Here is a 24,657-nt window from a genome sequence, read left to right on the forward strand (position 1 = left end):
CATGTATTCCTTAGCGGGTATCCAGAGTGAAGCCTACGATAACCTGACCATCTTCCGACACAGTCGCATCGCGGGAGGGTTCAAGAAGAAATAGCTGCTTGCCTGGGACACCGTGGGTATCGCGCAGTATCTCCATCAACGCAGTACCCCGGGTATTGGCGAGATTACTCAGCGTCTCTGGCGCCAATGACCGCTCGCCAGCAAGATACGCCTCGCGGGCCTCCTCCCAGGCTTGCTCTGTCAACTCGCCGCCCTGGCTTGCCTCCATCTCATCACGCAGCAGCGCGAGCCCGTCAGTCTCAGGCGAAACGCCACCGCGAACATTCAGTAACAGGTTCGGGCGATCCAGCAGGGCTTTGCCTAAAGCCGCCAGCTTCTCTGCCTCACCCTGGCCCAGCCTGCTTGTACCCGGCTCAAAACTTACCTGGCCAAGTTCTTCGCCACTCAAGCCCGCAAGCTCAGCAATAGAACCCAGCATACTGAACGGCGATGTTGCTGCTTTCGCCAACAAATTCACAAAGGTTCGCATCACCACCTGGCCGACCCTGAAATCCGGGCTGCTCAAATCGCCGCTGACTGGCACATTCACGTCAATAACACCATCGCTGTCCCGCAGCAGCGCCAGCCCCAGCTTCACGGGAGCATTAACGGCGTCTTTACTGGCAATCGACTGGCCCAGCCCAAGGCGATCCATAATCACCCGGTTCGAGGCTTTTATCTGGCTACCGGTGATCTCATAGTCGAGATCCAGTTCCAGCTTTCCGCTGTCGATGCTATAGCCCAGATAACGCCCCAAATAAGGCGAAAGAGCGGGCAATGAGAGGTTTTTCATCACCAGTGTAAGACTGTTGGTCTCCTCCGCGCCCAGGGTGCCGATTGTGCCATCAAAATCGATACTCGCACTGTTTCCTATCCGGCCTTTCAGGGCTACCTTACCCTGCTGTGGCGACACGTTGCTGAGGCCGGAAACCGTGCCGTTGAGCCTGTCTATAGAGGTAGTGAAAGCCGGATTAAGGGTACGATCTGTGTAATCCAGAGCGCCTTGCTCAATCACCAACTGGCCAATGCGGAAGATAAGCCCAGGTTCATCTGCGGGTTCCTCCGGTGCGGGCTCGGCCGCATCGGCCGTTGCGGAAGCCAGGCTGATTTGTTCAACGTTGTGTATGTTATCCGGGTTACGCACCAGGTTAATCGCTGGCTCAGCGAGTGTCACCGTGCCGATTTCCAGCCGGGCCGGATGCACGTTGTACTCAATGGGGGCCAGGCGCAAAGTCTGCCATGACACAAGGCGCTCCTTGCTGTCCGGCAACTGAAGATTCAAACCGGAAACCTCTGCGGTACCGCTGAAGGTGCCGGTTAAAGGCTCCTGCTGGCCATCCAGATCCAGGTTTCCATCCAACCCCAGTGTGCCGCCAGCAATGGCGAGATTGGCGGATTCTTGCAAATAGGGTTCAAAAACCGCCAAGAGAATGCCTGAGCCTGAGATGGCGGCCTCCAACGTAAAAGGCTGAGGCGTTAGCTGGCCTTTTACGGAAAGCGTACCACCGCTACCCAGAGCCGCCTGAAGCTCATACGGCACCTGATTTTCCATAGCGCTGTTCACGCTACCGATAGACAGGGATAGCGGCTCAATTACTAGCTCCGCCGGCGATCCAGGCTGCTGGTCCTGCCAAAGCACACGGCCCTCAGACACATCGATACCAGCTAGCGACCAGCGAAACGGCTGTTGAGTTTCCGCGGGTGCAGGCTCGCCCGACTCGGGAGCCTTTCCTTCGTTGCCCGCTTCACTCTCTTTGGAAAACTCAGCAAGTGCGGCAATCCAGTCGATCTCTCCGCGGTTGTTCCGAGCCAACGCAACATCTGGCTGCGCCAAGGTAATTTGCCCAACCCTGGCTTCGCGGGCGCGGAGATCAAACCCGATATCGTTGATGGCGATTGAGACTGCGCTCAACCGAGCCTGCTCTGCCTGTCTATTCGGCGCAACAGCCAGATTTTCCACCAACACTCTGCCATTGGTAGTGGTGAGTTGCAGAGTGTCTCCTGCCTGTAGCTCATAATCGGAAGCCACGCTTACTTTGCCGCCGAGCAAACCGTAGGGCAGATAGGGTGCAAGAAAATGCCCGATCGTTTTGTGGTCGACCCCCGAAATAGCAAGACTTCCGCTGGAATAGAGCGGTGTAATGCTCAGGTTACCCTGCCACTCAACACTGTGATCACCTTTGGCTGCCTGCAGGTGATAATCACTGTTGCGGTCATCCCTCTGCCAGGTAGCCAGATCGCTCAAGGTAAGATCCAGAGGCATAATGCGGAACTCTGCCATTTCCGGCTTGGTAAAATCCCGGAACAGCAACTCACCTCCATTAATATTGAGTTGCTGAAAATACAGCAAGGGAGGCGACTGACCTTCCTCTGGCTCAGTGGACTCATCAGCCAGCCCCTCATCACGTGCACTGGCAGCCTGGAAGTCCCGGACAAAGTTCACGCTGTAATCGTCAAGCAAGTCCACACGGATGAACGGTTCGTCCAGTTCAATCGCCTCGAACCCGACAATGCCGCGAATCAGCTCAAAGAAATTGAGGTTGATATATAAACGCTCAAACCCCACAACCTTTTGGTTGTCGCTATCGTGGGCCGACAGATTCAGGGCCTCAACGCTCAATGCAAACGGGTTACTGCTGATCTCGGCAATATCTGCCTGCCAGCTCATATGTTGTGCCAATTGATCAGGCAAGGCACGTTTCAACCACCAGGGCAGCACCAGAAAGCCGGCGAGGCTGTATAACACGATGAGTATAATCGCGCCGATTACCAGATTTTCGGGAAGGCGATTGCGCTGACGGCTTTCGGCCACTGTTATCTCCTTACAGTCAGTGGAATTCGAGTAAATCCCTTCCACAAGGATAGTCGGGTGAGCACCAGTTTGTCAGCCACTGTGCCGCAACCGCTGACACAGGAAACCGAACTCTATATCCTGAACCTTCGTATAGAGCTCAGCTAATAAACTCTTTTGAGTACGTCTTTTTTAAATTTGAGCATGTGAGGGCAGGCTTTTATGGACATCAGCGATATGCGTCGCGATTTTGAAAGTGAAGGGCTCGATCGCGAGGCCCTGAGCAATGACCCGGTGCAACAGTTCGAAGCCTGGTTCGGAGACGCGCGCGATGCTGGCATTCTCGAACCTAATGCCATGTCCCTCGCCACCTCAGGTGCCGACAACATGCCCGACTTGCGCACGGTTCTGCTGAAGTATTTTGATAACCGCGGGTTTGTGTTCTATACCAACTATGAGAGCCGTAAAGCTCACGAGATTGCTGAAAACCCACGGGCGGCGCTGTTGTTTCCCTGGATTGGCCTGAACCGCCAGGTACGAATTCAGGGCAAGGTAGAGAAGGTCAGTAAAACCGAATCCCTCAAGTACTTTGCTTCGCGCCCAAGGGGCAGCCAGATTGGTGCCTGGGTTTCCGAGCAGAGCAAGGCCATCACTTCAAGAGGGCTGCTTGAACAGAAAGTGGCGGAAATGAAACGCAAGTTCAGCGAAGGCGAGGTGCCACTACCTGGCTTTTGGGGTGGCTACCGAGTGGTGCCTGAGCGCATCGAATTCTGGCAGGGCCGGCCCAGCCGCCTTCACGATCGCTTTGAATACGTGAGGGAAAGTGATGGCTGGCTCATCCAACGGCTCCAACCCTGATTCCGGCGGCGTTCTGCAAAAGCCCACCATAAGGCTGTGTCACCAGACCGGGCAAGTACCCGACGTAGCACCGGGCTGGCTGACCGCTCATGAGCTCGACCGGTTCGCCCAACTAAGTGGCGATCGCGCGGTTGAGTTCCTTACCAGCCGATGGTTAATCCGCCAGACTTTGAGCAAAGCAGGCTCAATAGAGCCTGACCTGTGTTGCCCGGTTGAAGGCCGGCCAACAGCCGCTGCCTGCCCGGCAGGCTGGAATCTCTCCCTGAGCCACAGTTACGGGCTGTCTGCCTGCGCCACCCAATACGACTCAGCATTGGGCATAGACATTGAACCCAGCAAACGATATCCACAATGGCAAAAGGTGGTAAAACGCTGGTTCTCCCCGGTGGAGCAGGAATGGCTATTTCAAGAGGACGACCCCGAAGCCTTCCTTCAGGCCTGGACACTCAAAGAAGCCTGGCTCAAGGCCACTGGCCGTGGCATTGCCGGCAACTTGCAAACGCTGGAAGTGCACAGGAATTTCGAACTCTACGGCGACCAGCCTGAAGGCCACTGGCAAGCCTGTGCCTTTTACACAGAAGGCTTTCTGTGCACGCTGGTGTACAGGCAGAACCCAAGTAATAAAAATGGCTCATGGCCCAGAATCACACTGCTGGAGCCGCCACCTGATGACTACAACCTGAATACGGCCAAGCACCTGGAAACGCACTGGGAGCCACTGTTTTATCGCAAAATTCACGCCCAACGCTGAGTGGAATTACAGGGAACCAACCATGCCAGCTTCGCCAGACAACAAAAACACCCAAACGGCGCAAACCATCGCCAAGCGCTGCTCATGGTGCGGCACCGATCCACTTTACGTGCACTACCACGACACCGTTTGGGGGCGCCCGGAATACGACGACCTGGCTTTGTTCGAAAAACTCTGCCTGGATGGCCAACAGGCCGGCCTGAGCTGGATAACCATTCTGCGTAAACAGGAAAGCTATCGGGCTGCCTATAACAACTTCGATCCGGAGAAGATCATTCAGTACGACGATACCAAGGTGGCGGAGTTGTTAGCGAACCCTGGCATTGTACGAAACAGGCTGAAAGTGCAGTCGATCATCAAAAACGCCAAAGGCTTTTTGAAACTGCAGGAAGAAGGCAGGGGGTTTTCAGATTTTCTCTGGTCGTTTGTCGGCCACGCACCCATTCAAAACAACTGGCGCAGCTTTGATGAGGTACCCGTTACCACGCCAGAATCCGAGGCCATGTCCAAGGCGCTCAAACGCGCAGGGTTTAACTTTGTTGGCCCAACCATTGTTTATGCATTCATGCAGGCCACCGGTATGGTGAACGACCACATGGTGTATTGCCCACAACACGCCCAGTGCCATTCACTGGCGGAATGATCTTAAAAGTCCATGGCCTCGTAAGTTCTGAAGATTCAGATATCCCGGAGCCTGGCCGTGCGCATCACACTGGAACAACTCGCTACCCAGCCCATGCAGGCCATAGACCTGCTGGAAATCATATCCATTGAAGGCCAGCAGTACATGGCCAGGCTGAGCCTTGGCCACAAGCAGCTTTTGCTGACCGATAAAAATGGGGTGACCTGCCTTTTTCGTAGCGCCCGACAGCTTCAGGAAGCGCTCGCCAACTTCACCATCAAAGAATCCCAGGTTGTTCACCCTTCTGCGTACAACGAGATGATCGGCATGGAACCATCGGCTGTAGAGCCTTTGCGCATCCGGGTTCAGACACAGCAAACTGCGGGGCGAAAAGCATGATTTCAGTAGCAAGACTGGCATTCTTTGTTGGAATGGCGGGGTTGGTACCCTTCATTGCCTGCATTGCGGCTATTTTTGCAATGCCACAATACAGTGTTTCCCTGCTGAACTATTTTTACCTCTACAGCGCAGGCATTCTGGCATTCATGGCGGGTGTTTACTGGCCTATTGCCATGCAACTGGATAACCGGTGCTACCAACAGTCGCCGTTGGTGACCATGCTTCTGAGCCAAGTGTTCTTTGTTGTCGCAGGCGTTGGCCTGTTGCTGAGCACACCGGCGCAGATCGCGGTTTACACTTTGGCCTACCTTGCGCTCTACATCACTGATGTACGCTGGATGAAAGAGTATTGGCCCGCCTGGTACTTACGTTTACGACTGGTTCTGACACTCGTAGCCGTTGTCTGCCAACTCACCGTCGGCGCCTGGTTCTTCCTGCTGCATTCCAGCCACGGCCTTTGAATTTCGAAACCACCTGTTCTGCTTTCTTTTAAACAAAAGCGGATATTCGCCTCGTATTTCAAACCAAGCTCTTTTTCCCGGCAGATCGGCATTCAAGATTTTGCTAATAGAATCAGTTCTGGCGTTATTTCTGCCCGTAGTGTCGGCAAATTCAAAGCGGTATCATGCGGCCGCTATTAATTCCAAAAGCTGATACGCGACGACGGAGGCCTATTGACCGAGCGCGCAGAGTCCAGATCCGGACCTTCCCTAATTGGCGGGGCGAGTATTATTGCCAGTGTTTGCGTCGGTGCCGGTATGCTGGGCTTGCCCAGTTCCGGTGCTGGTGCCTGGACGACCTGGTCCAGCCTGGCACTGGTGCTTACCATGGTGGTGATGACACTGTCCGGCTGGATGCTGCTGGAAGCCTTCAAGCACTTCGGTTTGCGGGCATCGTTCAATACCGTTACCAAATCTCTGCTCGGCTCCCGGGTGAACGCATTCAGTAATCTGACGGTGTACTTTGTAGGCGGCATTCTCCTGTATGCCTACATCACGTCGTCTGGCCTGATCCTGCAGAGCATGACCGGGATCGATAGCAAGCTGGCTTCGGTTGTTTTTGTCCTGTTGTCCTCTTTGGTAGTGTGGCACTCAACCCGTGCAGTGGACCGACTTTCGGTGGTGCTCATCACTTTCATGCTGGTGAGTTTTGTACTCGGCGTCTCTGGGCTAGCGGTCAGAATTGACCCGGCTATCCTGTTTGATACCGCAAATGCCGACGGCCAATATGCGCCCTATGCGATGGCGATGTTGCCAGTGGCGCTGACGTCTTTCGGCTATCATCATTCGGTGGCATCAATGCGCGCCTATTATGGCGAGGAGAGTAGGGCTCAGAATGCCATTCTGGGCGGTACACTGGTGGCTTTGATGTTCTACCTGGTGTGGCTGTTCAGCATATTCGGCAATCTGCCGAGAGCGCATTTCGGCCCGGTGGTCGCCCAGGGCGGTGACGTGGATGTTCTGCTCGCCGCCCTGGGCTTTGCCATCAATTCCGAGCGGGTGGCGACCACCATCAGTGCTTTCTCAACGGCTGCCATTTTGTCGTCTTTTGTCGGCGTTGGTCTGGGCACCTTTGATTACATGGCCGACCTGCTGGGCTTCGATAATGATCGCAAAGGGCGCTCCAAAACCTGGGCAATTACTTTTATTCCGCCATTGCTGCTGTCGTTGTTTTTTCCGTTTGGCTTCGTTCTGGCCATTGGCTACGCCGGTGCGGCTGCGGCGGTCTGGGCCTGTATTGTACCGGCGCTGCTGGCCAGAAAATCCCGAACACTGAAGGGTGGGCGTCGTGGCTTTATGGCCCCGGGCGGTCAGTTGGGCATTGCGCTGGTTCTGATTTTTGGCGGGCTGACCATCCTCTTCCATTTCATGGGGCTGGCGGGTTGGTTGCCGGAACCTGTGTTGCTCTGAGATCTGACGACGTTGATGGGAGGGATGGACTTGAGTCGCCGCTGCGAATGTACCCTCCTGCTGTTTTTCGTTATTAGCGTTTTGCCAGCCAGCCTGAAGGCAGAAGTCGTGAACCTGTCCTGGGATAACGACCTGCTTACTGGAACCGACCGCGGATATACAAACGGGGTGCGCTTGTCGTATCTGACGGACACCGCTGACGAGAACGATGGAAAATCGGCAAGATTTGCCCGAACTCTTCGTGATGGGCTGCGCTTTCTGCCCGGTATAGGTGCTCCTGATTCAGAGCATGCGGTTACACTGAGTTTGCGGCAATTCATGGTTACGCCTGACGATATCACGGTTGAGAATCCGCAATTCGACGACATTCCCTATGCCGGCCACCTGTCATTCAGCGGCACGCTCTGGAGCTGGGACGCCGATACGATTACCGGTTTTGGCGCTCACATCGGTGTTATTGGGCCCGAAAGCGGTGCCGAGTCGGTTCAGAAATGGGTGCATAAAGCCACTGGAAGCGACAAGCCGCAAGGATGGGATAATCAGCTTGGGACCGATGTGGTGGGTGGCATTCAGGGTGCGCATGGCCGAAAGCTGCTGCAACTCGGGCAGGGCGGCAACATTGAGCAGCGTGTGTCGGTGATTGGGACTGCGCTATTGTCCAGTTTTCGAACCTCTGCAAAAACCGGGTTGGTCTGGCAGCTTGGTAGGCACCTTCCAATAAATTTTGTGCCGGATTACGCAGGCACCTCTTCAACCATCGCCCTGCCGGGCTCTTTCAAGGATTCAGGCAGTAGCTGGTCAGTGTATGTTGGGCTGGGCGTGGAATATGTAGGCTATTCCTATATTGACGACAATGCCGGGGCTTATCGTTTTGACGAAGGGCCGCTGATCGGTCAGCTCGGTCTGGGCGCTACCTGGCAGTGGGATTACCTGCTGGCCTCCGTCACACTGCGTGCCTCGACAAGCGAAGACGAGCGTCATAAAGATAACTTCAGTTTTGGGACGCTGTCATTTTCTTGGGCATTATAGAAAAATCCGTTTCGACTCGTTGTTCACGGGGCACTTCGTCGTGGTCAGCCAGGCCTGACAGGGGTGATGTCTGGATGATTAAACTGAATTTCCAAGGAGTGGTTGTGTGAGGACTCTCAAATGTTTCTGATTATACTGGTGACATGAAGCATTCAGAGATTGGCCTGCACATACGAACGTACGATGATGAGGGGAAAAGTCACTCCCACGACCATCATCAACTGGTACTACCCTTAGCCGGAACATTATCTCTGTCAGTAGATGCCAGGGAAGGCGAGGTTGCTCAGCGTCGAGCAGCAATCATTCCCGCAGGAATTGGTCATGGATACGCTGCGACCGACGATAACCGGTTTTTGGTTGCAGACGTTCCCGAAGGCTTGGCCCCGGCGCTAGATAAGCTGCCTTGTTTCGTAGACCTAGATCCAGCATTGCTCCATTACGTCCAGTTCCTTCACGCACAGCTCCAAAATGGGACTGAGTCGGATTTTACCCAACATCAAATGCTACTCCTGCTTATTCAGTTGCTTCAGGAGCGCCATGGAAGTCAGCTAAAGCTGGACCGCAGAGTTCACGCCGCAAAACAATTTCTGGACGAAAACTTCAGCCGACGCTTGTCCTTGGCCGAAACGGCTGCCGTGGCACATCTGAGCATTCGGCAGTTGAACGATCTGTTTCGGCGCCAGGTCGGCATGACGCCGCATCAATACCTCACGGAGTTGCGAATGAAAGAAGCTTGGCGGCTTTTGGAGCAGTCGGGGCTCAGTGTCCAGCAAGTTGCTGACGCTGTCGGCTATTCGTCGTTATCAGCATTTAGCGACCGGTTCAGAGCCCACTTTGGCAAAGCGCCCAGCCACTTCCGCCGTATTTCGAAATAGTTCCGCCAGGATTCGAAAGTTTCTCTTCTTCGCACTGGATACCCTTCTGAAATCATTCACACATGAGAATTTCGGGGAGGGCTTCATGGCATCCGTTAACGCCGCAACCTGGATCGGGTCGATTTCCGTTCTGTTATGGGGCACTTTGGCATTGCTGACCAAGCTTTCCGGTGGCGAGATTCCAGAGTTTCAGCTCATGGCCATGACCTTCGGCATCGCTTTCCTGTTGATGTGCAGCCGTTGGATCTTCTCGGGGCATTCCGGTGTGCGTTATTTACGGCAGTCGCCACTTGCATGGTGCATCGGCATCGTTGGCTTGTTCGGTTATCACTTTGCCTACTTCAAGGCCATGACGCTGGCCCCTGCCGTTGAAGTCAGTCTTCTGGCTTACCTCTGGCCGCTACTGATCGTTCTGCTGTCGGCCTTGCTGCCAGGCGAGAAATTGCGAGCTCAGTACATCGTTGGGGCCATGGTTGCGCTGGCAGGTTGCTGGTTGTTGATCAGCCGTAATGCAGACGGATTTGCCTGGGAGAACCTGCCGGGTTACCTGGTGGCTCTGTCCTGCGCTCTGATCTGGTCATCTTATTCCGTTCTTAGCAGATTGGTTCGCTCGGTACCGACCGATGCAGTGGGCTGGTTCTGCGGTGTTACGGCCATTCTGGCGTTGGTCTGCCACCTTTTGTGGGAAGAAACGGTATGGCCGGAGGGCGCAACGGAATGGATTGGCGTGATCGGGCTGGGCCTCGGACCGGTGGGCGTAGCGTTCTTTACCTGGGACCATGGTGTAAAACACGGAAACATCCAGTTACTGGGAGCCCTGGCATACAGTGCGCCACTCATTTCAGTGATCCTGTTGATCCTTGCCGGATTCGGCGAGGCTACATTTGCCCTTTTGAGTGCCAGCATTCTGATCGTCATCGGTTCTTTGATCGCCGGCCGTGCGAAAAGCCGGGCGGTTGCCGAGCCAGAAATGTTAAAAGACTAACTACCCCGAGGGAGCAGCGTGATGATTACTTGGGACGATTTTGAAAAAGTTGAACTGCGGATCGGACCCTTTTTATCGGAGTGCCTGGTCACTGGTGTGCAGACGGAGAAGGGCGCAGTTACTCTGGTAAGACCGGAGGCTCCAGTGGATAACGGGGAACGCTTGTTCTGAGTTTTGGCGGATTACACATCACTGGCCAAAGTCTCTTGTGCTGCAAATGGTGAGCAGATAGCTCACCGTTGCCGCGCTCCAAAAAACTTTCCGCCGATTCGCTGCCCCAAAAAAGCCGCAAAGCTCCGTTTACTAGACCAATGCAAATGTCCGCTTTGCGACCGTCCCGCATCCGACGCGACACCTAAACAAAAGCGAAACACTCGAGTCAGGGCTTTCCTCCAGAGCCTTCAAGCTAATCACAGCGATTTCATCCAGTATGATTGGCGGAGCAAATTGCAGACGCTGAATGATTACATGGCAGAGATGGCCATGCTCGGCTAAGCTATTGTTTTATGTGATGCGCGATTGAGGGTTCAAGATCAGTAATAATGATGTGGTCAAATTTCTGCAACGATAATTAGGTGTTATAAATAGGGGGTTACCTTGCGAGTTTTTCTTCTGCTCATAGCTTATGGAGCGATTCTCGGCTGCGCAAATCAGCAGAACACGAGCAATAGCAGAACCCCAACATCACCCCAGCCGACAAATATCGTTAAATGGGAGTTCGAGAAGGAAACCGACGATTTCACAGAAAAACAAACCTGTGTCGCCCGCCACATTAAGGAGTATTCCTCAGATATTGGTATAAGCAACAGGAGAGTGCTCTCGATTACCGGAGCGCCTGACCAAAAGTCTTCAGCATTGTCGATAACATTCGATGAGAAGGAGCGAGTTCGGGCTTTTGATCCCGATTTTGGGATGATTAACCAAGGGCCTTATACGCCTTGGCCACGGCTATCTCAGAATGCTGACGTTCGGGTCGGTGATGTGGTCGACCAAGCCTTCCTAGTCCGTTCAAACAGCGAGGCCAGAGACGTTTATACCAGTGGAGTCTGGGAGCGGTTCACCGAGTTCTCACTGCCAGGAAAATTGGTTTTCGAGGCCGGAGAGGGTGAAACACTATCAGTTCGTATCAAAGGCACTATTTACAAAGCTCCCTTGTCCAAATTTCAGCAATTCAAGGGTTGTTTGGCTGGCGAGTTGCAAAATTTATAACAAGTCGCAGCAGTACGCGGTGGAGTTCCCCCAGTTTAAGTCCCCGGGGCCGTCAAGTTAGTTCGTCTTTTTCAGGTAGACACCATCGAAGCTTACATTCATTCCACCGCACGATTTATTGTCGTAGACCACGAGATATTCTTGAAGAAGCCTCAGATGAACCTTGCAATCGTATATCTCATCGCCAGACTTCACTTCTAAATTCCTTCCATTGGGGATTCCAGTCTCATCAACTGAGCCGAGATTAGTAAGACCTCTGCCGTTCGACCAGTATGCTTCACCACTGACATTCAGTTCAGCTTGTTGGGCTTGCGTGATTTTTAGATAAGTATCTGTGCCGATGAATCGCCAGTCGCCGACCCAGTCGCTGAGGCTATAATTGTCTTCATAGAGCTTTAGCCCCAGATTCTCAGACTTCATCCAGCCAACAAATCCACGGTTCGCCCCCTGATACCAGACGCAACTCCAACCATCTTGGGTCTTCGAAACCAAAACCTCATCGCCCGGCACTATGTATGCGTTTTCTTTACATGTGTCCTCGTAAGGACAACCCGTATCATCATCGTGAAAATAGCTTCGATCTGAGACGCTCTCTCTCACAAAGCCAAGCTTCATGTCCTGGTATGATGGAAAGTGGCCATTGCGGCACGAATAGGGCTCAATTTCCGCAAGCACGTAATGAGAGTACGCTGAAATTAGAGATGCTAGCAGCAGGGCTTTTTTTGAAAATCTCATGTTGATGGTCAATTTCAAGTGACTTTGTGATCCAACCAACAATATATGCACACTTCCAGGCAATTACGAGTCTCCGGCGTCCCTTTGAGGCAACAAACACCGACTATCCAACTCCGTTACACCGAGTTGTGTTTCCTCTAAAGCCCGAAAAGGAGCAGCCTGCAAGCTGAGTTGCTGGTTCACAAGGATTGCGTATGCGCCCACTATGAAGAACGTGACGCGCTCGGTCTGAAATTGCCTCCCCCTACACATGTGCGTGATGCCGTGAACAGAATCATCAATTTGATCAAGCCACTGGGGGAGTATGTCAGGAGACTTGAATGGTGCCGAGGAGTATTCACCTGTCCCAGTCGGGATTTTCGGCCCTTAGTTTTCTCTCTTTTATCAGGTCATTGGGAAACAGCTTGTCCAAAACACCAGGAAGCCACCAAACGCTGCTGATAATCACCACGACGGGCAACATCATGATGGCACCCCAATGAAATGATTTTGCAGCACTCAGAAAACCGATGATGATTAATACTATGCAAATGATCGGACCTTTTGCGCCGCGCTTCTGATAGCTGAGCTTCAAGTTATCTCTCAGAACAAAGTAGACAATGACTCCGCTTACGAGATACATCAACCAGTGTTGATCACCCATGACAAAACCCTTCCAAGCCTGTGAATCTGCCGGAGCCAGTCTACTTGTCATCCTGAAGGTACGCTACAAACTCAGATCGCTCTGAGTGGCTGGTATGTTTCGTTAAATCCCGAAAGCGCTGTGGACTTACCCAGTACGAATGGCACACCCGAGCCTCAAACGGGGACTTTGCGACTCGGATCTGAACGTTCGCTTTGCGACCAGCCCGAGCTAAACAAAAGCGGACATTGCGACTGAGGTTCTCAGATGGCCTCGGGTGAGTTAGCCCGGATTTCTCATGAGAAGGTAGCGTAAGGAGGAAGGGAGCGGCTGAAAGTGCTATGGTTTCAGGACCTTACACCATCACCACTGAACCAACAGCCGCTATCCAAAATGGTACCTAAAAAACTGACCTTCTCGCCACTCTCTCGCCGCCAAATTGAAGCCGATTTTTCCGGTGGTCATATCACCTCTGATGCTGGACTGCTCCTGCTTCGTGAAGTCGACAAGCAGCATGGCCTGACTCAGCGCCTGGCCTCGGTGCTTAACGATTCACGAAACCCGGCGCTGGTTCGCCACAAGCTGGAAGCCATGACCCGTCAACGGGTTTTCGGCGTAGCTGCCGGATACGAAGACCTGAACGATCATGAAGCGCTGCGTTTTGATCAGGCTCTGCAAACCGCGGTCGGCAAAGAGAGCGATTTAGCCGGCAAGTCCACGCTGTGCCGAATGGAGCAGCAGGTGGACAGGCAATCGGTCGTTAAAGCCCACGAACTACTTTGGCATCACTTTATCGAACAGCACGAGACACCGCCGAAGGAAATCGTGCTGGATTTTGATGGCACCGATATTCCGGTTCATGGCGACCAGCCCGGCAAGTTCTTTAACGCCTATTACGATCACCATTGTTACTTTCCATTGTACGTATTCTGCGGCCGCCACCTGCTGGTGAGCTACCTGCGCACCAGTAACCGCAGCGACAGCCGCCACAGCTGGGCCATTCTGGCCCTGCTGGTGAAGTTCATTCGGCAGTACTGGCCTGATACCCGCATCGTGTTCCGGGGTGACAGCGGCTTCTACCGTCCCCGATTGCTGGGCTGGTGCGACCGGAATAACGTGGATTACCTGGTCGGCATCAGCAAAAACAGCCGGTTGCTCAAGGACGTGGAAGCGCCGTCACAACTGGTCCGGGACACGCACCAGAAAGTCGGTGAAAAAGTCTCCGCCACTTATCGGTTCCGGTACCAGGCGCATTCCTGGAAGTTCCCTCGCTGGGTGGTGGCCCGCCTGGAAGAAGGCGAGCTTGGCGCCAATCCTCGCTTTGTCATCAGCTCCCGCTATGACGACGGTTGTAAGCTCTATTACGAACAGTACTGCGCCCGAGGCGATATGGAAAACCGGATCAAGGATCAGCAGCTGTATCTGTTCGCGGATCGAACGTCGAGCGTTCAGTGGTGGACCAATCAATGGCGGCTGGTCCTGTCCGGCTTCGCTTACACCTTGTTCGAGCGGTTACGAGCGCACCTGAAAAAGACGCCGTTCGAGCGGATGAGCGCCAACAACCTGCGGCTGAAGCTGATCAAGGTTGGCGCGGTCATCATCCGCAATACCCGCCGAATCCGGGTGCTGATGAGTGATAGCTACCCCTACAAAGACGAACTCACGGATCTGGTACGCCGCCTGGTTCCGGGGTAGATGCCCGGGCTCCCCCGGCCCGATGCAATGGGGGAAAGGGGGCAGTGCGTCCAAGCAATAGAAACTGATCAATTATTAGGCGTTCATGACCGCATCTGAGCGGCCATGGCGGTAACCCGCTCAGTCTGCGAGACTTGCTGGGTAACTATGAGAAATCCGGGCTAGAGGGGTCAGTCCGCGTAGGGGCAGACCCCTAGTCAATTCTCGGGGGCTGGCCTCCTTACCATCATGGGTTATGATAGTTATGAATACACATTCCGACTATTGGTAGCCCTGTTTGATGTCAAAGCTTTCCTGGCCACATTCGTTGGTGTTCAAGGCCCTTGTGCTGGTTGTTGTGATCGGTTTGATCGTGGTGTTTACGCAGCACCGGCTTTACGAGAAAGACCGTGAGCTGGGCCAGGTGGTAATCCAGCGTAACCTGGCGCTGATGCAATTGATGGCGGAAAACCACGTGGAGGAGTTGGTGCGGGATGCGGAGTTCATCGCCAATTCCCCGGTGCTCAAGAACTACCTTCGCAGCATGTCGCCTTATGCCCTGGCGCCGGCGCAGGAGGCGTTCTGGGTGTTGTCGACGCTTCGCCCCCAGTACGACCAGATTCGTTACATCGACCGGTTTGGCATCGAGCAGATTCGGGTGAACCGCCGGAATGGGCAATCCGAACTGGTAACCGACGACCTGCAGGTGAAATCCGACAGGGACTACGTGCGTAAGGGCCTGGCCTTGAAGCCGGGTGAGACGGCCCTTTCGCCCTTCGAACTGAACCGGGAAAATGGCCGTATCGAAGTTCCTTACCGGCCTGCATTAAGGGCCATCGCACGGTTGGGGGAAGTGGGTGAGTACTATACGCCCGGAATTGTAGTGATCAACGGCAATGCCGACCAACTAATCCACCGTTTGGTAACTGCGCTGCCTGCCACCTCCGAGCTCATCCTGCTGAACGAACAAGGCGGTTGGTTGGCCGGGGGCGGTGACCAGGACTGGCAGTTTTCCATAACCCCGAGCGCCACCTTTGCTTCCAGCCATCCCAGCCTCTGGGAAAGCATCAAATCGTCGCAGACAGGGCAGTTCGAGCTGGCAGGCGAGTGCTACAACTACACATGGCACAGTTACCGTGAGGGCGAAGTAAGCTCGCCCCGCTGGCTGATCGGGCAGCGCCGGGTTGATGCACCTTGTACGACAGAGTTGCTCGATAACGTCCAGCAGGGCGGCTTGCGATTCGCGATTGCCTTTGGTTTGTCGTTTCCATTGTTGCTGCTGTGGCACAGGGCCAGTGCCCGAAAGCGCGAGCTGGTCAGTAACCTTGAGGCCAGGAACGAAGAACTGCGGTTGATTGCCAATGAATCAGGCCACGGCCTGTTGAGAGTGGATGCCCAGGGCTGCGTTGAATGGATGAACCGTGAGGCAGAGCGTTTGCTGGGCTGGAAAGAAGCCGACCTGGAGGGGCAGAACCTGCATGAAACCTGCCATCAGTTCGAGGACGGAGAATCTCTGCACAAAGGCCCTTGCCCAACCCTTGAGGCCCTGCAAACCGGACAAACCTATCGCAGCGAACACGAGCGGATGCTGGACCGCAGCGGCAGCATCGTTCACCTGACGATGAGCGTGAGCACCTACGGTGAAGGCGGTGAGCGCCGGGCCATTGTGGCAATCTCGGACATCGGTTCTCACATCGAAATGGAGAAAACCCTCACCGAACTGGCCACAACAGACAGCCTGACCGGCGCGTTAAACCGGCGTTCACTGCTGCAGCAGCTGGATGTGTGGACAACCAACGCTACCAATCCGCCTTGCCTGTTGATGCTCGACATAGACCACTTCAAGCGGGTGAACGATACCTATGGCCACAATGCCGGCGACCGTGTTCTCAAAGCTTTCAGTTCACAAATCATGGAGCTTTTACGGAAAGGCGATGTGTTCGCCCGCACGGGCGGTGAAGAGTTCGTAGTTGCCATCCGCAACCTATCGTTGGCGGATGCTTCTGCGCTGGCCGAACGTATCCGGATGGCCGTGGCGGGAATCGAGTGCCAGACTGATAACGGTGACATTATTCGCATAACCACGAGTATCGGCGTGGCCATCTATCAGGAGGGAGAATCTGTGGAGCAGCTTTTAGCCCGGGCTGACGGAGCGCTGTATCGTGCCAAGCATGGTGGGCGGGATCAGGTTCGGGTTGGCTGAGACTTGGGTGCCAGGAAGGCGGGGTCAGACCCCCAGTACATTTGGTGGTGCGAAATGTATCGGGGGTTTGACCCCGGTTGTGGTTTTTTGGCTGCTGGTGGCCGGGCCGGCGGGTGCGTTGGAGTTTGAGGTGCAGCAGATCCGGTTCGGGTTGGAGGACATCAGTCATCCGGCGCTGAAGCCGCAGGGGTGGTTGTTTACCGGGCGGGTTGGTGGTTCGTTGTCTGATGTGCAGCTGGACGGGCAGATCAGTAACGATGCGGGGCTGGAAGCGGATATCAGCGTGCGCCACGTAGCCGGCGAATTCCAGAGTATACGGCTGAGCACCACCCTGGCCGGCAGCGAAGCCGTCGGCATCTTCAGGAATACCCTCACCAACTGGCCGGAGCAGCTGAACCTGCTGGAACTCGACAGCGGCGAACTCAGCGCCGAGGTGACCATTCATCTACAACCCAACGCCCCCATGGCCGTGCATAGCCGCGTGGATTTTCGGAACCTCAGCGGCCTGGTGGACCGAACCGCCATCACCAACCTCAGCGGCCACCTGCTGTTCAGCCTTGAAAACAACCAGCTCACCGCCCGGGTGCGGGACACAGCCGTCGGCCAGCTCAACTCCGGCATCGGCATGGGGCCCGTCAGCCTGCTGGCGGATTACCGGGCCACTCAAGAGGAGCCGTTCGCCGGCGAACTCAGCATCCAGCAGGCGAATGCCGAATTCCTGGATGGCCGCCTGCGCATCGCCCCGCGCACCATCAGCCTGGCTGACCAGCCCGTCAGAATCCCCGTGGAGGCCCACGAAATCTCCCTTGCCCGCCTGCTGCAGGTATACCCCGCCGAGGGCTTCGAAGGCTCCGGCCGGCTCAGCGGCGCTATCCCCCTGGAAATCTCAGGCACGGGTGTCGAAGTACAGCAAGGCAGCATCACCGCCCTCAGCCCCGGCGGCATGCTCAAACTGCCGGCTGACCAGTTGCAGGCCATGCTTGGCAGCGGCGGCACGGTAGAAACCGTAACCCGCGCTTTGCAAAACTTTCATTATTCGGTGCTCAGCAGCGCGATAGACTACGATGAAAAGGGCAAACTCACGCTTGGCCTGCGCCTTGAGGGCAACAACCCGGACATCCGCAACGGCCAGCCAATTGTGCTCAATGTGAACCTGGAAGAAGACATCCCCGCGCTGCTCACCAGCTTGCAGTTGAGCGGCAGAGTAAACGAAGCCGTTACCGAACGTGTTCGCGAACGGCTGCAACAGTCCGGGCAGGAGGCAACACCATGACCATGCTAAAGCGCCTACTGCTGCCATTACTGCCGCTGGCGCTCATCGCCTGCACGCCAACGGTACAAGTGGCCGCACCCAAAGAACCCATCTGCCCAAGCTTTGGGTAGCAATATTGATCAAAACCCTCACGTATGCATTATGGCAGTAAACGCTGGCCGCTTTTTTTGGCTGCGATCTCTATTAAAAGGTCGCTTCGTTGCCCCACCTGGTGTGAGGTTGTATGGCAAAGTTGGGCCAATTCGTGAAGCTACTCCCGAAGAAGTCGAAAAAATAGAACGGCGGGTTAAGCCTTCGAGTTGGATGAAAGGCGCTCGGCAGCTCTGGACAGATTTTACCCATGTTAGAGACATTGAGTTTACCGACTACAAGCCAGTCACTTACCCTGTGATGATGGATGGCATGTGGCCGAAACATGCATAACCAGACGGTCAACCGGACACCAAAAGCTTTCTGCTCTTGGTTCCCTCCGCTGGCGCTCCGGTGCCGGTTACCTAAGCGTTAGGAGTAAAAATGAAAAGGATATCAATCAAGATAGGACACTTAATCTGGTCCTTTTTCTTGTTTCTTGGTCGCAAAAGCAATGGACTCGAAAAAAATATAATCACTATCAATGACACCAGATATGCGTATTTAGCTCCAAGTACCGTTGATCCTGAATTTGAAACTATAGTGTTGATTCATGGATTCACCGGGTTCAAGGAGTACTGGTCAGACTTCATGCGGTCATGCAGAGGTAAACTAAATTTTATTGTGATTGATTTACCAGGTCATGGCGAAAGTGGTTTTGATCATGAAACCTCTTTTCAGAAACAGACCTCGGCGCTGGTTCATGAAGTTATATGCCGAAGCCAAATAAAGACTGCTCATTTTGTTGGGGCCTCAGTAGGTGCTTGGGTAGCTTGTCTGTTTGCAATGGAGAGTCCGTCCTATGTTAAGACTCTCACTTTAATCGGGCCTGTGGGGGTGCCCGCAACCTCATCCTCCGAGTTTTTTAGTCTGGTGGATGAGAAAGAATCCGTTTTGGGCGTCAACGCAGCAGGAGTACACCCATCTTTTAGGGCTCGCACTCAAAAATCCACCACCCGAATTTTGGCCACTTTCCAACTTTTTATTAGCAGATTATGCTAAGCGCCAGCCCATCTATAAACATATTTGGCAGCAGATTACCGATAGCGATCAACGGGTGTTGCCAATCGATTTGGCAAGGCTTTCTGAGTTGCCTTGCAGTAAGCATGTGATCATGGGTGACGAAGAAAGGACAATCCACCATTCAATTTTGAAAAAATTGACGGATCAAGTGAGCGGTATTGGTGTACACCAATGCCCAGAGAGTGGTCATTCAGTACAATGTGATCAGCCGAAGTGGCTAGCAGATTTAGTCCGCACTGAAGTCATAGGCAGCTCCTAACCAAGGGCTGCAGCGGACTGTTTTTCCGGCGCGCTACGCCTCCAAATCGGCCGCTGAGCCCGGGCGTTATTCCGAAATCTGAACGTTCGCTTTGCGACCTTCGCGCATCCAAGGCGACACTCTAAACAAAAGCGGACATTAATAATCTCTTTTTAAAGATCCACGCTTCCATTGGGAAAGCGGTCCTTATTGCCGCGACGAGATGGGCTAGTGCTCCGTCCTACCAGCTTTTGGTGCCAATCAGGCTGCGTGTTTCAGTCGTAAATTTCTAAAGTGGTCATTGCATCGGGAGCCTTAACCGCCAAGATTTGGAGTGATAAGCCAATCGAAAACTTATCCGCAAACTTCTCTATGCTTGATGGAATAGCTAAGGAGATCTTCCGAGGGTTCTTTTACATCAAAAAAACCAAGAGGCCAGCCATCCATTGCAGTAGCCGCAACAACCTGCTCCGGGCGGTATCTATCAACGCCCTGTTTTAACTGTTTGCGTTGAGCATCCAGATAGTCTGCCGGCATACCAAACTGCTCCAGAACCTGAAGAATTTGAATTTGCCAAACTCGGTCTTCCGGAAGCTGAGTCCATTTTTTCAAATCCAAAACTTCGAAGCCTTGGGAACGGAAAATTTCTAGCACAAAAGTCGCACATGTTAGTCCAGAATATTCAAACTCTTGGTGAAACGTCCCATCTGCCTGAAAAAAAGCGCCTTCTTTACAGACCGAATAGGGTAGCCCATGAGGATTCTTACTAACAACACTGGTGCAATATGTTGCTAAAAGCATTTTTGACAACTCGTCTAATTGGACGTCAACCCAAACGTAATGATCATCAGGGGGATCCAAGCGCAGCTGTCTGTGGGATGCTAGGTGGAGGAAATTTAGCGCCCCATCCTCATCTCTAAAATAAACGCCTGTATGCTGTTGATTTCTTCTCAGACTTGGTCTCGCCAAAGCAACTGAAAAAGAAGCAACATCATCGTGGCTTGAGCTGTGGATGCAATTCTTCTGCATTCAAACCAAACCAATAAGTGATCTCTTGTCCAAATTTCTCAGTTCACCTTCCTTAGCAACTGACGCACGATACTCGTCCCAAAAAAATAGTTGATCCCGGTAACTGAAGGTAATTCTCGCCAATCCAAGCATGAGAAGGTCGGAGCATTTCTTGGCGTCGACGCAATAAAGGATGTCATCGACTTCTGAGAAAGCCTTGCTCATCAACAAATCATTGATTTTTGAGTAGATGGGCGCCAGTTTTGATATGGAATCAACGCCGGATAAATTGTCAAAGAAATCGCGCAACCACTCGTGCCTCTCAACTAAAGCGGTATATACCCTAGCCTCTTTCCCGACCGAAATCACCGAGGATGTGGCTCCAGCAGAAGGGAATTCGATAACAACTCCCGGGATAGAAGATAAGTTTCCTGCTGAATAGAGAGTCCCAACGTTCGCATGCTCAGCTACTGCCCCGAAAGCCGAAGATACGTGCCCGTATGCATCCTGATTCGTATCCATTCCAATCATAATTTATAGGCGCTCGGTTTAATTAATGTTTCAAAAGCATGCTTTTGGAAATAATGTGCCTCATGGCACCAACCAACAACTCTATCCAATGAAAAGTTATCAAGAGAAAACAATCTTGCGTCGCTTTCTACTATAGTCTCCATGATTAGCCCAGGGGTTCCACCAATCACAGCACTAAAGATACTGACTGATATCGTGCCTTCAGGGTTAGAGGTTTTCATCGACACCCTAAAGCTAATATCTGTCACATCATCAATTATTCTTGGATCTGAAATAAAACGATCTGACAAAGACGCATCAATGTTGAAGTGTTTCTCAACATATTCTTTGTTATTTAAACCTTCTTCCGACGGGAAAAAAGCGTCGTTATATCTCAATACGAGTGTTACTGATTTTGAGGGTTTAAGGAAATTCTCTGGCTTCGAGTTTTTAAAGACACGAAGGCCTTTGGCTATACTGTTTTTGAAGCCGCTCCAAGAATAACCTTGCTCAACTTGGTTAACAGTAAAAATACCTAGCCCCAACTGGATGCAAGGCCAAGCGTTCGGCCCCACCCGAAAACGATGAGTGATTCGCTGAGGAATTAGAGCCCCGCTCGGCGCAGGCCCAAAGTTAAATGACTCAACCTCAGTAAAACCCTCGTTCGAAGCGTGGGCGCTAATCTGGCCAGGAAACAACGACTGCTCATTGTTAGAGTACTCGAAGGAGTTTTGATCCTTCCGCCCCCATCGAATCTCGAATATTGCCTCGATCAGGGGTGCTTTGATCTTTTCCGCCATTTATGCCATCCGAACAAAGGTGTTTTTTGGCTGTTCGTATTGAGTCAGATTACCTGAGACGTGATACAGCTTAGCACACGAATGCCCCCGGCTCACATTCGTTTGAGTCGACACAATATCCGAAGAGTGGGGATGACAGGCTCATTGGCCCTAGAAGCTTGCGCGTGAACAATTCCGTGAGAAGGCGCGAGCGAGCTAAATAATCATTGACACCACTGACATGGATATCACAGCAGCCCAGAGCAATAGCCCGCTTTAATTGCGGCTGCCGTTGCCAGCAATGTGGACTCGGCCAGGATGGCAGCGGCATTAATAATGCTCGCTCATTACATGTTGTCGAAGCGGCACCGAATGTTCGCTTTGCGACCGAAGCGGCCAACTTATGATGTCATTACCACCACCGTGAAAAAGCTCAGAGTCGGTAAAGCGCTTCCGGCCTATCGGCCAACGCTTGCAACTTGCGCAGCGCCACCTTCTCTATTTGCCGCACTCTTTCCCGACTGATCCCCATATCGTCTGAAATTGCCTGCAGGGTATCGGGCTCTGACAAACCAAGACCATAACGGCGAGAAAGGATTGCCTGCTCCCTGTCGGTAAGTTCACTAAACATAGCCTTCAAAGCACGACGATGATCCCGACCAGACATTTTGTGCTCAGGGCTTGCCCGCTCACCCGTCCCAAGGCTATCACCCAGAGTGATGGACCCATCCTCAACTAACGGCACATCCGTTGAAATCTCTCTCCTGGCAAGCGCTCTGAGCAGGCCTATACGCGATGGCGTTGCCTCCAACGCTCGTGCCAGCTCGGTTTGTGAGGGCACACGCCCAAGGCTCTGATGCATTCGCAGAGACACTTTCTGGAGGTTACGAATCTCTTCCACCACATTCTCTGGCGTATGAACCAGGCGCACACCCCGTTGCAGGCAGCGTTTTACCTCTTCACTGATCCACCAGTAGGCATAGGTCGAAAAACGGAAGCCCTTGGTTGGATCAAATCGCTCAGCACCTTTGATCAGACCCACATTGGCATCCTGAATCAGATCAGACATGGGTATGCCTTGCTGGTTGTAGCGGCGAGCAATATGCACCGCCAAGCGCAAATTACTCTGGATGAGCTTGCTGCGACAGGCGTTTGCAAGATGGAAGGCACGACGGCACTTGGGTGAAAATGCACAAGCATCGCCAAGGCTGCCGATAACAGCGCGGAAAGTTTGAGGGGTGTCGTCAGGCAGCATCAGTTCCGCGCTGATAACCCGGTAGCATCGTGTCAGTTTGCGAGAAAGGCGGCGTTCAGTCGCCTCTGTGAGCATTTCATACCGGGACGCATCCCTGAAATACAGCCCTACTACAGAATCCCTTTCACCATCGTTGGGCATTTTAGGAGACGGACCCAGCCTTTCGAAATTCGTCATGGCCTGGTACCGGTAGCAATTTACAGAGGATACGACCTCATGCCAAAGATGGATTCATCACAAGGCGCCCACACCCTGCAACGAATCCATCCTGGTTTTCAGTATTCAGGCGGCAACAATAGCGTAGCCGTGGTTGTGAGGCTCAACCAGCGCACCGTGCAATGCGATGATCGCTTTTTCATAGTTATCTTCATCAACCACAAACTGGATATCAACCTGGCGCATGCACTGGTGCATGGCCAGCACACTGATTTCTTCATCAGCCAGTGCTTTGACCGAACGCACGAGAATATCCGGTATTTTTATATCACTACCAATCGCTGAAACCACCGCCACTTTGCGGGTGCTGATTTCACCGTTGGGGAACTCCTGCTTCAGCGCACTCACCACGCGCTTAACGTGCTTGAGCGTGCTACCCACGTAATGGGTGATGGTGTTGGCGTTGGTGTCCTTGGCCATAAAGCGCACTTTGAAGCGGCTCAGGATATCCAGAATACGACGGTCGGAACCCGGCTCGCCCTGCATGTCCTGATCGAACACCTCTATGGCGAAAACACCCTTGGCCCCGGCAATAATCTCGATCTGGGGCTTCTCACTGACATAATCGCCGGTGATCAGGGTGCCAGTATGCTCAGGCTCAAAGGTATTCATCACCCGCAGCGGAATCTCCGCCTGGCGCAGGCCTTTGCCGGCGCGAGGGTGAATTGCTTCCATACCCAGGTTAGCCAGCTGGTCGGCCACGTCGTAGTTGGTACGGCCCAGAGGAACCACTTTATCGGCACCCACAATGTTGGGATCAGCCGAACTCAGGTGGTATTCCTTATGAATGATCGCTTCGCGAGCGTCGGTCATCACCGCCACACGGCTGAAGGTCATCTCGCTGTAGCCCCGGTCAAAGGTACGCATCAGGCCTTCTTTGCACTGTGCGTAACCGGTCACGATGGGCAATTCACGGCTCAGATCAACAGACTCGAATGTCTGCTTCAGCTTTTCGTCCAGCGGCAACAACTCGGTATCGCGCCAGCCGGTAAGGTCAACAAAACGTGCATTGATACCTTCCTGCTGAAGCTTCAATGTGGTGTTGAAGGCACTGTGCGCCTCACCAATGCCGGCAAGCATTTCACGAACCGTCAGCAAATGCTCTTCCAACTGGAACTGGCCGTATGAACACAAACGCTGCAAATCGATCAGACAGCCGCGAACGCCTTCAATACGGTCGGTAATGAACTGGTCCGCCTGCTGCCTCAGCATCGGGTCTTCAAACAGTTCGCTGTTAATATCGGTAATAAACTTGATGAGCTGGGTAAGGTCGTCACCCCACGCCCAATCCGATTCAGCATCGGCAAACAGGGCATAGACACCCGGCTCGCCGGTCTTTTTGTGCTCCAGCAGCTCGTTGGTTACTCCGGCGTATGCAGACACCACAAAAATACGCTGGTAGAGCTCTTCCTTGCTACGATCCGCGACAATAATATTGTCACGTACAGCTTCGTAGTTACTCATTGAAGTACCGCCGATTTTCTCGACGGTATGTAATTGGCTTGTCATATTCCTACCCTGGCT

Annotated in this window: 22 protein-coding genes; 14 read left to right on the forward strand and 8 right to left on the reverse strand. The window is 53.3% G+C overall.

What is annotated here, in order from left to right; genetic code table 11:
* Window positions 1-10 precede the first annotated feature (10 nt).
* On the reverse strand, window positions 11-2,851 hold the full coding sequence (locus RKA07_RS01890) for a DUF748 domain-containing protein (RefSeq protein ID WP_310965396.1): 2,841 nt from the start codon (window positions 2,849-2,851) through the stop codon (window positions 11-13).
* A 201-nt stretch (window positions 2,852-3,052) separates the two neighbouring features.
* On the opposite strand from RKA07_RS01890, the gene pdxH reads away from it, so the two are divergent.
* The 10 genes from pdxH to RKA07_RS01940 all read left to right on the forward strand — a co-directional run bounded on the left by pdxH (window position 3,053) and on the right by RKA07_RS01940 (window position 11,468).
* Window positions 3,053-3,688 carry a pyridoxamine 5'-phosphate oxidase gene (gene pdxH, locus RKA07_RS01895; protein WP_200201470.1) on the forward strand — a complete coding sequence of 212 codons (636 nt, stop codon included), beginning with the start codon at window positions 3,053-3,055 and terminating at the stop codon, window positions 3,686-3,688.
* Window positions 3,657-4,439, forward strand: coding sequence for a 4'-phosphopantetheinyl transferase family protein (locus RKA07_RS01900; RefSeq protein ID WP_200201471.1), 783 nt, complete (start codon window positions 3,657-3,659; stop codon window positions 4,437-4,439). Before pdxH ends, RKA07_RS01900 begins: the two co-directional genes overlap by 32 nt.
* A gap of 22 nt (window positions 4,440-4,461) precedes the next feature.
* Window positions 4,462-5,082, forward strand: a complete 621-nt coding sequence (locus tag RKA07_RS01905) for a DNA-3-methyladenine glycosylase I (RefSeq protein WP_200201472.1) — start codon at window positions 4,462-4,464, stop codon at window positions 5,080-5,082.
* Between the two features lie 57 nt (window positions 5,083-5,139).
* Window positions 5,140-5,460: a DUF6482 family protein gene (locus tag RKA07_RS01910; RefSeq protein ID WP_200370660.1), complete on the forward strand. Its 321-nt coding sequence runs from the start codon at window positions 5,140-5,142 to the stop codon at window positions 5,458-5,460.
* Window positions 5,457-5,921 (forward strand): DUF3429 domain-containing protein, encoded by a 465-nt coding sequence (locus RKA07_RS01915; RefSeq protein WP_200201474.1) that lies wholly within the window; start codon window positions 5,457-5,459, stop codon window positions 5,919-5,921. Before RKA07_RS01910 ends, RKA07_RS01915 begins: the two co-directional genes overlap by 4 nt.
* A gap of 213 nt (window positions 5,922-6,134) precedes the next feature.
* Entirely contained in the window at window positions 6,135-7,370 is a 1,236-nt protein-coding gene (locus RKA07_RS01920; protein ID WP_310965397.1) for an aromatic amino acid transporter, read from the forward strand.
* A gap of 30 nt (window positions 7,371-7,400) precedes the next feature.
* Entirely contained in the window at window positions 7,401-8,399 is a 999-nt protein-coding gene (locus tag RKA07_RS01925) for a lipid A deacylase LpxR family protein (RefSeq protein WP_310965398.1), read from the forward strand.
* Window positions 8,400-8,542: 143 nt separating this feature from the next.
* On the forward strand, window positions 8,543-9,274 hold the full coding sequence (locus RKA07_RS01930) for an AraC family transcriptional regulator (RefSeq protein WP_310965399.1): 732 nt from the start codon (window positions 8,543-8,545) through the stop codon (window positions 9,272-9,274).
* Window positions 9,275-9,359: 85 nt separating this feature from the next.
* Window positions 9,360-10,259, forward strand: coding sequence for an aromatic amino acid exporter YddG (gene yddG / locus RKA07_RS01935; RefSeq protein WP_310965400.1), 900 nt, complete (start codon window positions 9,360-9,362; stop codon window positions 10,257-10,259).
* Window positions 10,260-10,856: 597 nt separating this feature from the next.
* The gene (locus RKA07_RS01940) at window positions 10,857-11,468 is read left to right on the forward strand and encodes a hypothetical protein (protein WP_310965401.1); all 612 of its coding nucleotides are present in this window, start codon (window positions 10,857-10,859) and stop codon (window positions 11,466-11,468) included.
* 57 nt (window positions 11,469-11,525) lie between these two features.
* On the opposite strand, the gene RKA07_RS01945 is transcribed toward RKA07_RS01940, so the two are convergent.
* Window positions 11,526-12,221 (reverse strand): hypothetical protein, encoded by a 696-nt coding sequence (locus RKA07_RS01945; RefSeq protein WP_310965402.1) that lies wholly within the window; start codon window positions 12,219-12,221, stop codon window positions 11,526-11,528.
* A 319-nt stretch (window positions 12,222-12,540) separates the two neighbouring features.
* Complete coding sequence (locus RKA07_RS01950; RefSeq protein WP_310965403.1) at window positions 12,541-12,846, reverse strand: hypothetical protein; 306 nt, start codon at window positions 12,844-12,846, stop codon at window positions 12,541-12,543.
* Between the two features lie 372 nt (window positions 12,847-13,218).
* On the opposite strand from RKA07_RS01950, the gene RKA07_RS01955 reads away from it, so the two are divergent.
* The 4 genes from RKA07_RS01955 (at window position 13,219) to RKA07_RS01970 (ending at window position 19,106) form a co-directional block, all read left to right on the forward strand.
* Window positions 13,219-14,520 (forward strand): IS1380 family transposase, encoded by a 1,302-nt coding sequence (locus RKA07_RS01955; RefSeq protein ID WP_310965539.1) that lies wholly within the window; start codon window positions 13,219-13,221, stop codon window positions 14,518-14,520.
* A 280-nt stretch (window positions 14,521-14,800) separates the two neighbouring features.
* On the forward strand, window positions 14,801-16,702 hold the full coding sequence (locus RKA07_RS01960) for a sensor domain-containing diguanylate cyclase (RefSeq protein ID WP_310965404.1): 1,902 nt from the start codon (window positions 14,801-14,803) through the stop codon (window positions 16,700-16,702).
* Window positions 16,703-16,769: 67 nt separating this feature from the next.
* A complete protein-coding gene (locus tag RKA07_RS01965) occupies window positions 16,770-17,975 on the forward strand; it encodes an intermembrane phospholipid transport YdbH family protein (RefSeq protein WP_310965405.1) in 1,206 nt (401 codons plus the stop codon).
* Window positions 17,976-18,488: 513 nt separating this feature from the next.
* On the forward strand, window positions 18,489-19,106 hold the full coding sequence (locus RKA07_RS01970) for an alpha/beta fold hydrolase (protein WP_310965406.1): 618 nt from the start codon (window positions 18,489-18,491) through the stop codon (window positions 19,104-19,106).
* 613 nt (window positions 19,107-19,719) lie between these two features.
* Here the strand turns inward: RKA07_RS01970 and RKA07_RS01975 are convergent.
* The 5 genes from RKA07_RS01975 to RKA07_RS01995 all read right to left on the reverse strand — a co-directional run bounded on the left by RKA07_RS01975 (window position 19,720) and on the right by RKA07_RS01995 (window position 24,642).
* Window positions 19,720-20,394, reverse strand: a complete 675-nt coding sequence (locus RKA07_RS01975) for a hypothetical protein (RefSeq protein WP_310965407.1) — start codon at window positions 20,392-20,394, stop codon at window positions 19,720-19,722.
* A complete protein-coding gene (locus RKA07_RS01980) occupies window positions 20,395-20,904 on the reverse strand; it encodes a hypothetical protein (protein ID WP_310965408.1) in 510 nt (169 codons plus the stop codon). It abuts the gene before it with no gap.
* On the reverse strand, window positions 20,901-21,683 hold the full coding sequence (locus tag RKA07_RS01985; RefSeq protein ID WP_310965409.1) for a TIGR04255 family protein: 783 nt from the start codon (window positions 21,681-21,683) through the stop codon (window positions 20,901-20,903). Before RKA07_RS01985 ends, RKA07_RS01980 begins: the two co-directional genes overlap by 4 nt.
* 412 nt (window positions 21,684-22,095) lie before the next feature.
* Entirely contained in the window at window positions 22,096-23,094 is a 999-nt protein-coding gene (locus RKA07_RS01990; RefSeq protein ID WP_310965410.1) for a sigma-70 family RNA polymerase sigma factor, read from the reverse strand.
* 105 nt (window positions 23,095-23,199) lie between these two features.
* Window positions 23,200-24,642 carry an aspartate kinase gene (locus tag RKA07_RS01995; protein WP_200201480.1) on the reverse strand — a complete coding sequence of 481 codons (1,443 nt, stop codon included), beginning with the start codon at window positions 24,640-24,642 and terminating at the stop codon, window positions 23,200-23,202.
* Window positions 24,643-24,657: the final 15 nt, after the last annotated feature.

Source organism: Marinobacter xiaoshiensis, from assembly GCF_031631795.1.
Taxonomy (GTDB): Bacteria; Pseudomonadota; Gammaproteobacteria; order Pseudomonadales; family Oleiphilaceae; genus Marinobacter; species Marinobacter xiaoshiensis.

What these genes read in the sequence shown, in the direction of transcription:
- pdxH (WP_200201470.1), top strand. Translation starts at nt 3,053, where the DNA reads ATGGACATCAGCGATATGCGTCGCGATTTTGAAAGTGAAGGGCTCGAT.
- RKA07_RS01900 (WP_200201471.1), top strand. Translation starts at nt 3,657, where the DNA reads ATGGCTGGCTCATCCAACGGCTCCAACCCTGATTCCGGCGGCGTTCTG.
- RKA07_RS01905 (WP_200201472.1), top strand. Translation starts at nt 4,462, where the DNA reads ATGCCAGCTTCGCCAGACAACAAAAACACCCAAACGGCGCAAACCATC.
- RKA07_RS01915 (WP_200201474.1), top strand. Translation starts at nt 5,457, where the DNA reads ATGATTTCAGTAGCAAGACTGGCATTCTTTGTTGGAATGGCGGGGTTG.
- RKA07_RS01930 (WP_310965399.1), top strand. Translation starts at nt 8,543, where the DNA reads ATGAAGCATTCAGAGATTGGCCTGCACATACGAACGTACGATGATGAG.
- yddG (WP_310965400.1), top strand. Translation starts at nt 9,360, where the DNA reads ATGGCATCCGTTAACGCCGCAACCTGGATCGGGTCGATTTCCGTTCTG.
- RKA07_RS01950 (WP_310965403.1), bottom strand. Translation starts at nt 12,846, where the DNA reads ATGGGTGATCAACACTGGTTGATGTATCTCGTAAGCGGAGTCATTGTC.
- RKA07_RS01955 (WP_310965539.1), top strand. Translation starts at nt 13,219, where the DNA reads ATGGTACCTAAAAAACTGACCTTCTCGCCACTCTCTCGCCGCCAAATT.
- RKA07_RS01960 (WP_310965404.1), top strand. Translation starts at nt 14,801, where the DNA reads ATGTCAAAGCTTTCCTGGCCACATTCGTTGGTGTTCAAGGCCCTTGTG.
- RKA07_RS01970 (WP_310965406.1), top strand. Translation starts at nt 18,489, where the DNA reads ATGAAAAGGATATCAATCAAGATAGGACACTTAATCTGGTCCTTTTTC.
- RKA07_RS01975 (WP_310965407.1), bottom strand. Translation starts at nt 20,394, where the DNA reads ATGCAGAAGAATTGCATCCACAGCTCAAGCCACGATGATGTTGCTTCT.
- RKA07_RS01980 (WP_310965408.1), bottom strand. Translation starts at nt 20,904, where the DNA reads ATGATTGGAATGGATACGAATCAGGATGCATACGGGCACGTATCTTCG.
- RKA07_RS01985 (WP_310965409.1), bottom strand. Translation starts at nt 21,683, where the DNA reads ATGGCGGAAAAGATCAAAGCACCCCTGATCGAGGCAATATTCGAGATT.
- RKA07_RS01990 (WP_310965410.1), bottom strand. Translation starts at nt 23,094, where the DNA reads ATGACGAATTTCGAAAGGCTGGGTCCGTCTCCTAAAATGCCCAACGAT.
- RKA07_RS01995 (WP_200201480.1), bottom strand. Translation starts at nt 24,642, where the DNA reads ATGACAAGCCAATTACATACCGTCGAGAAAATCGGCGGTACTTCAATG.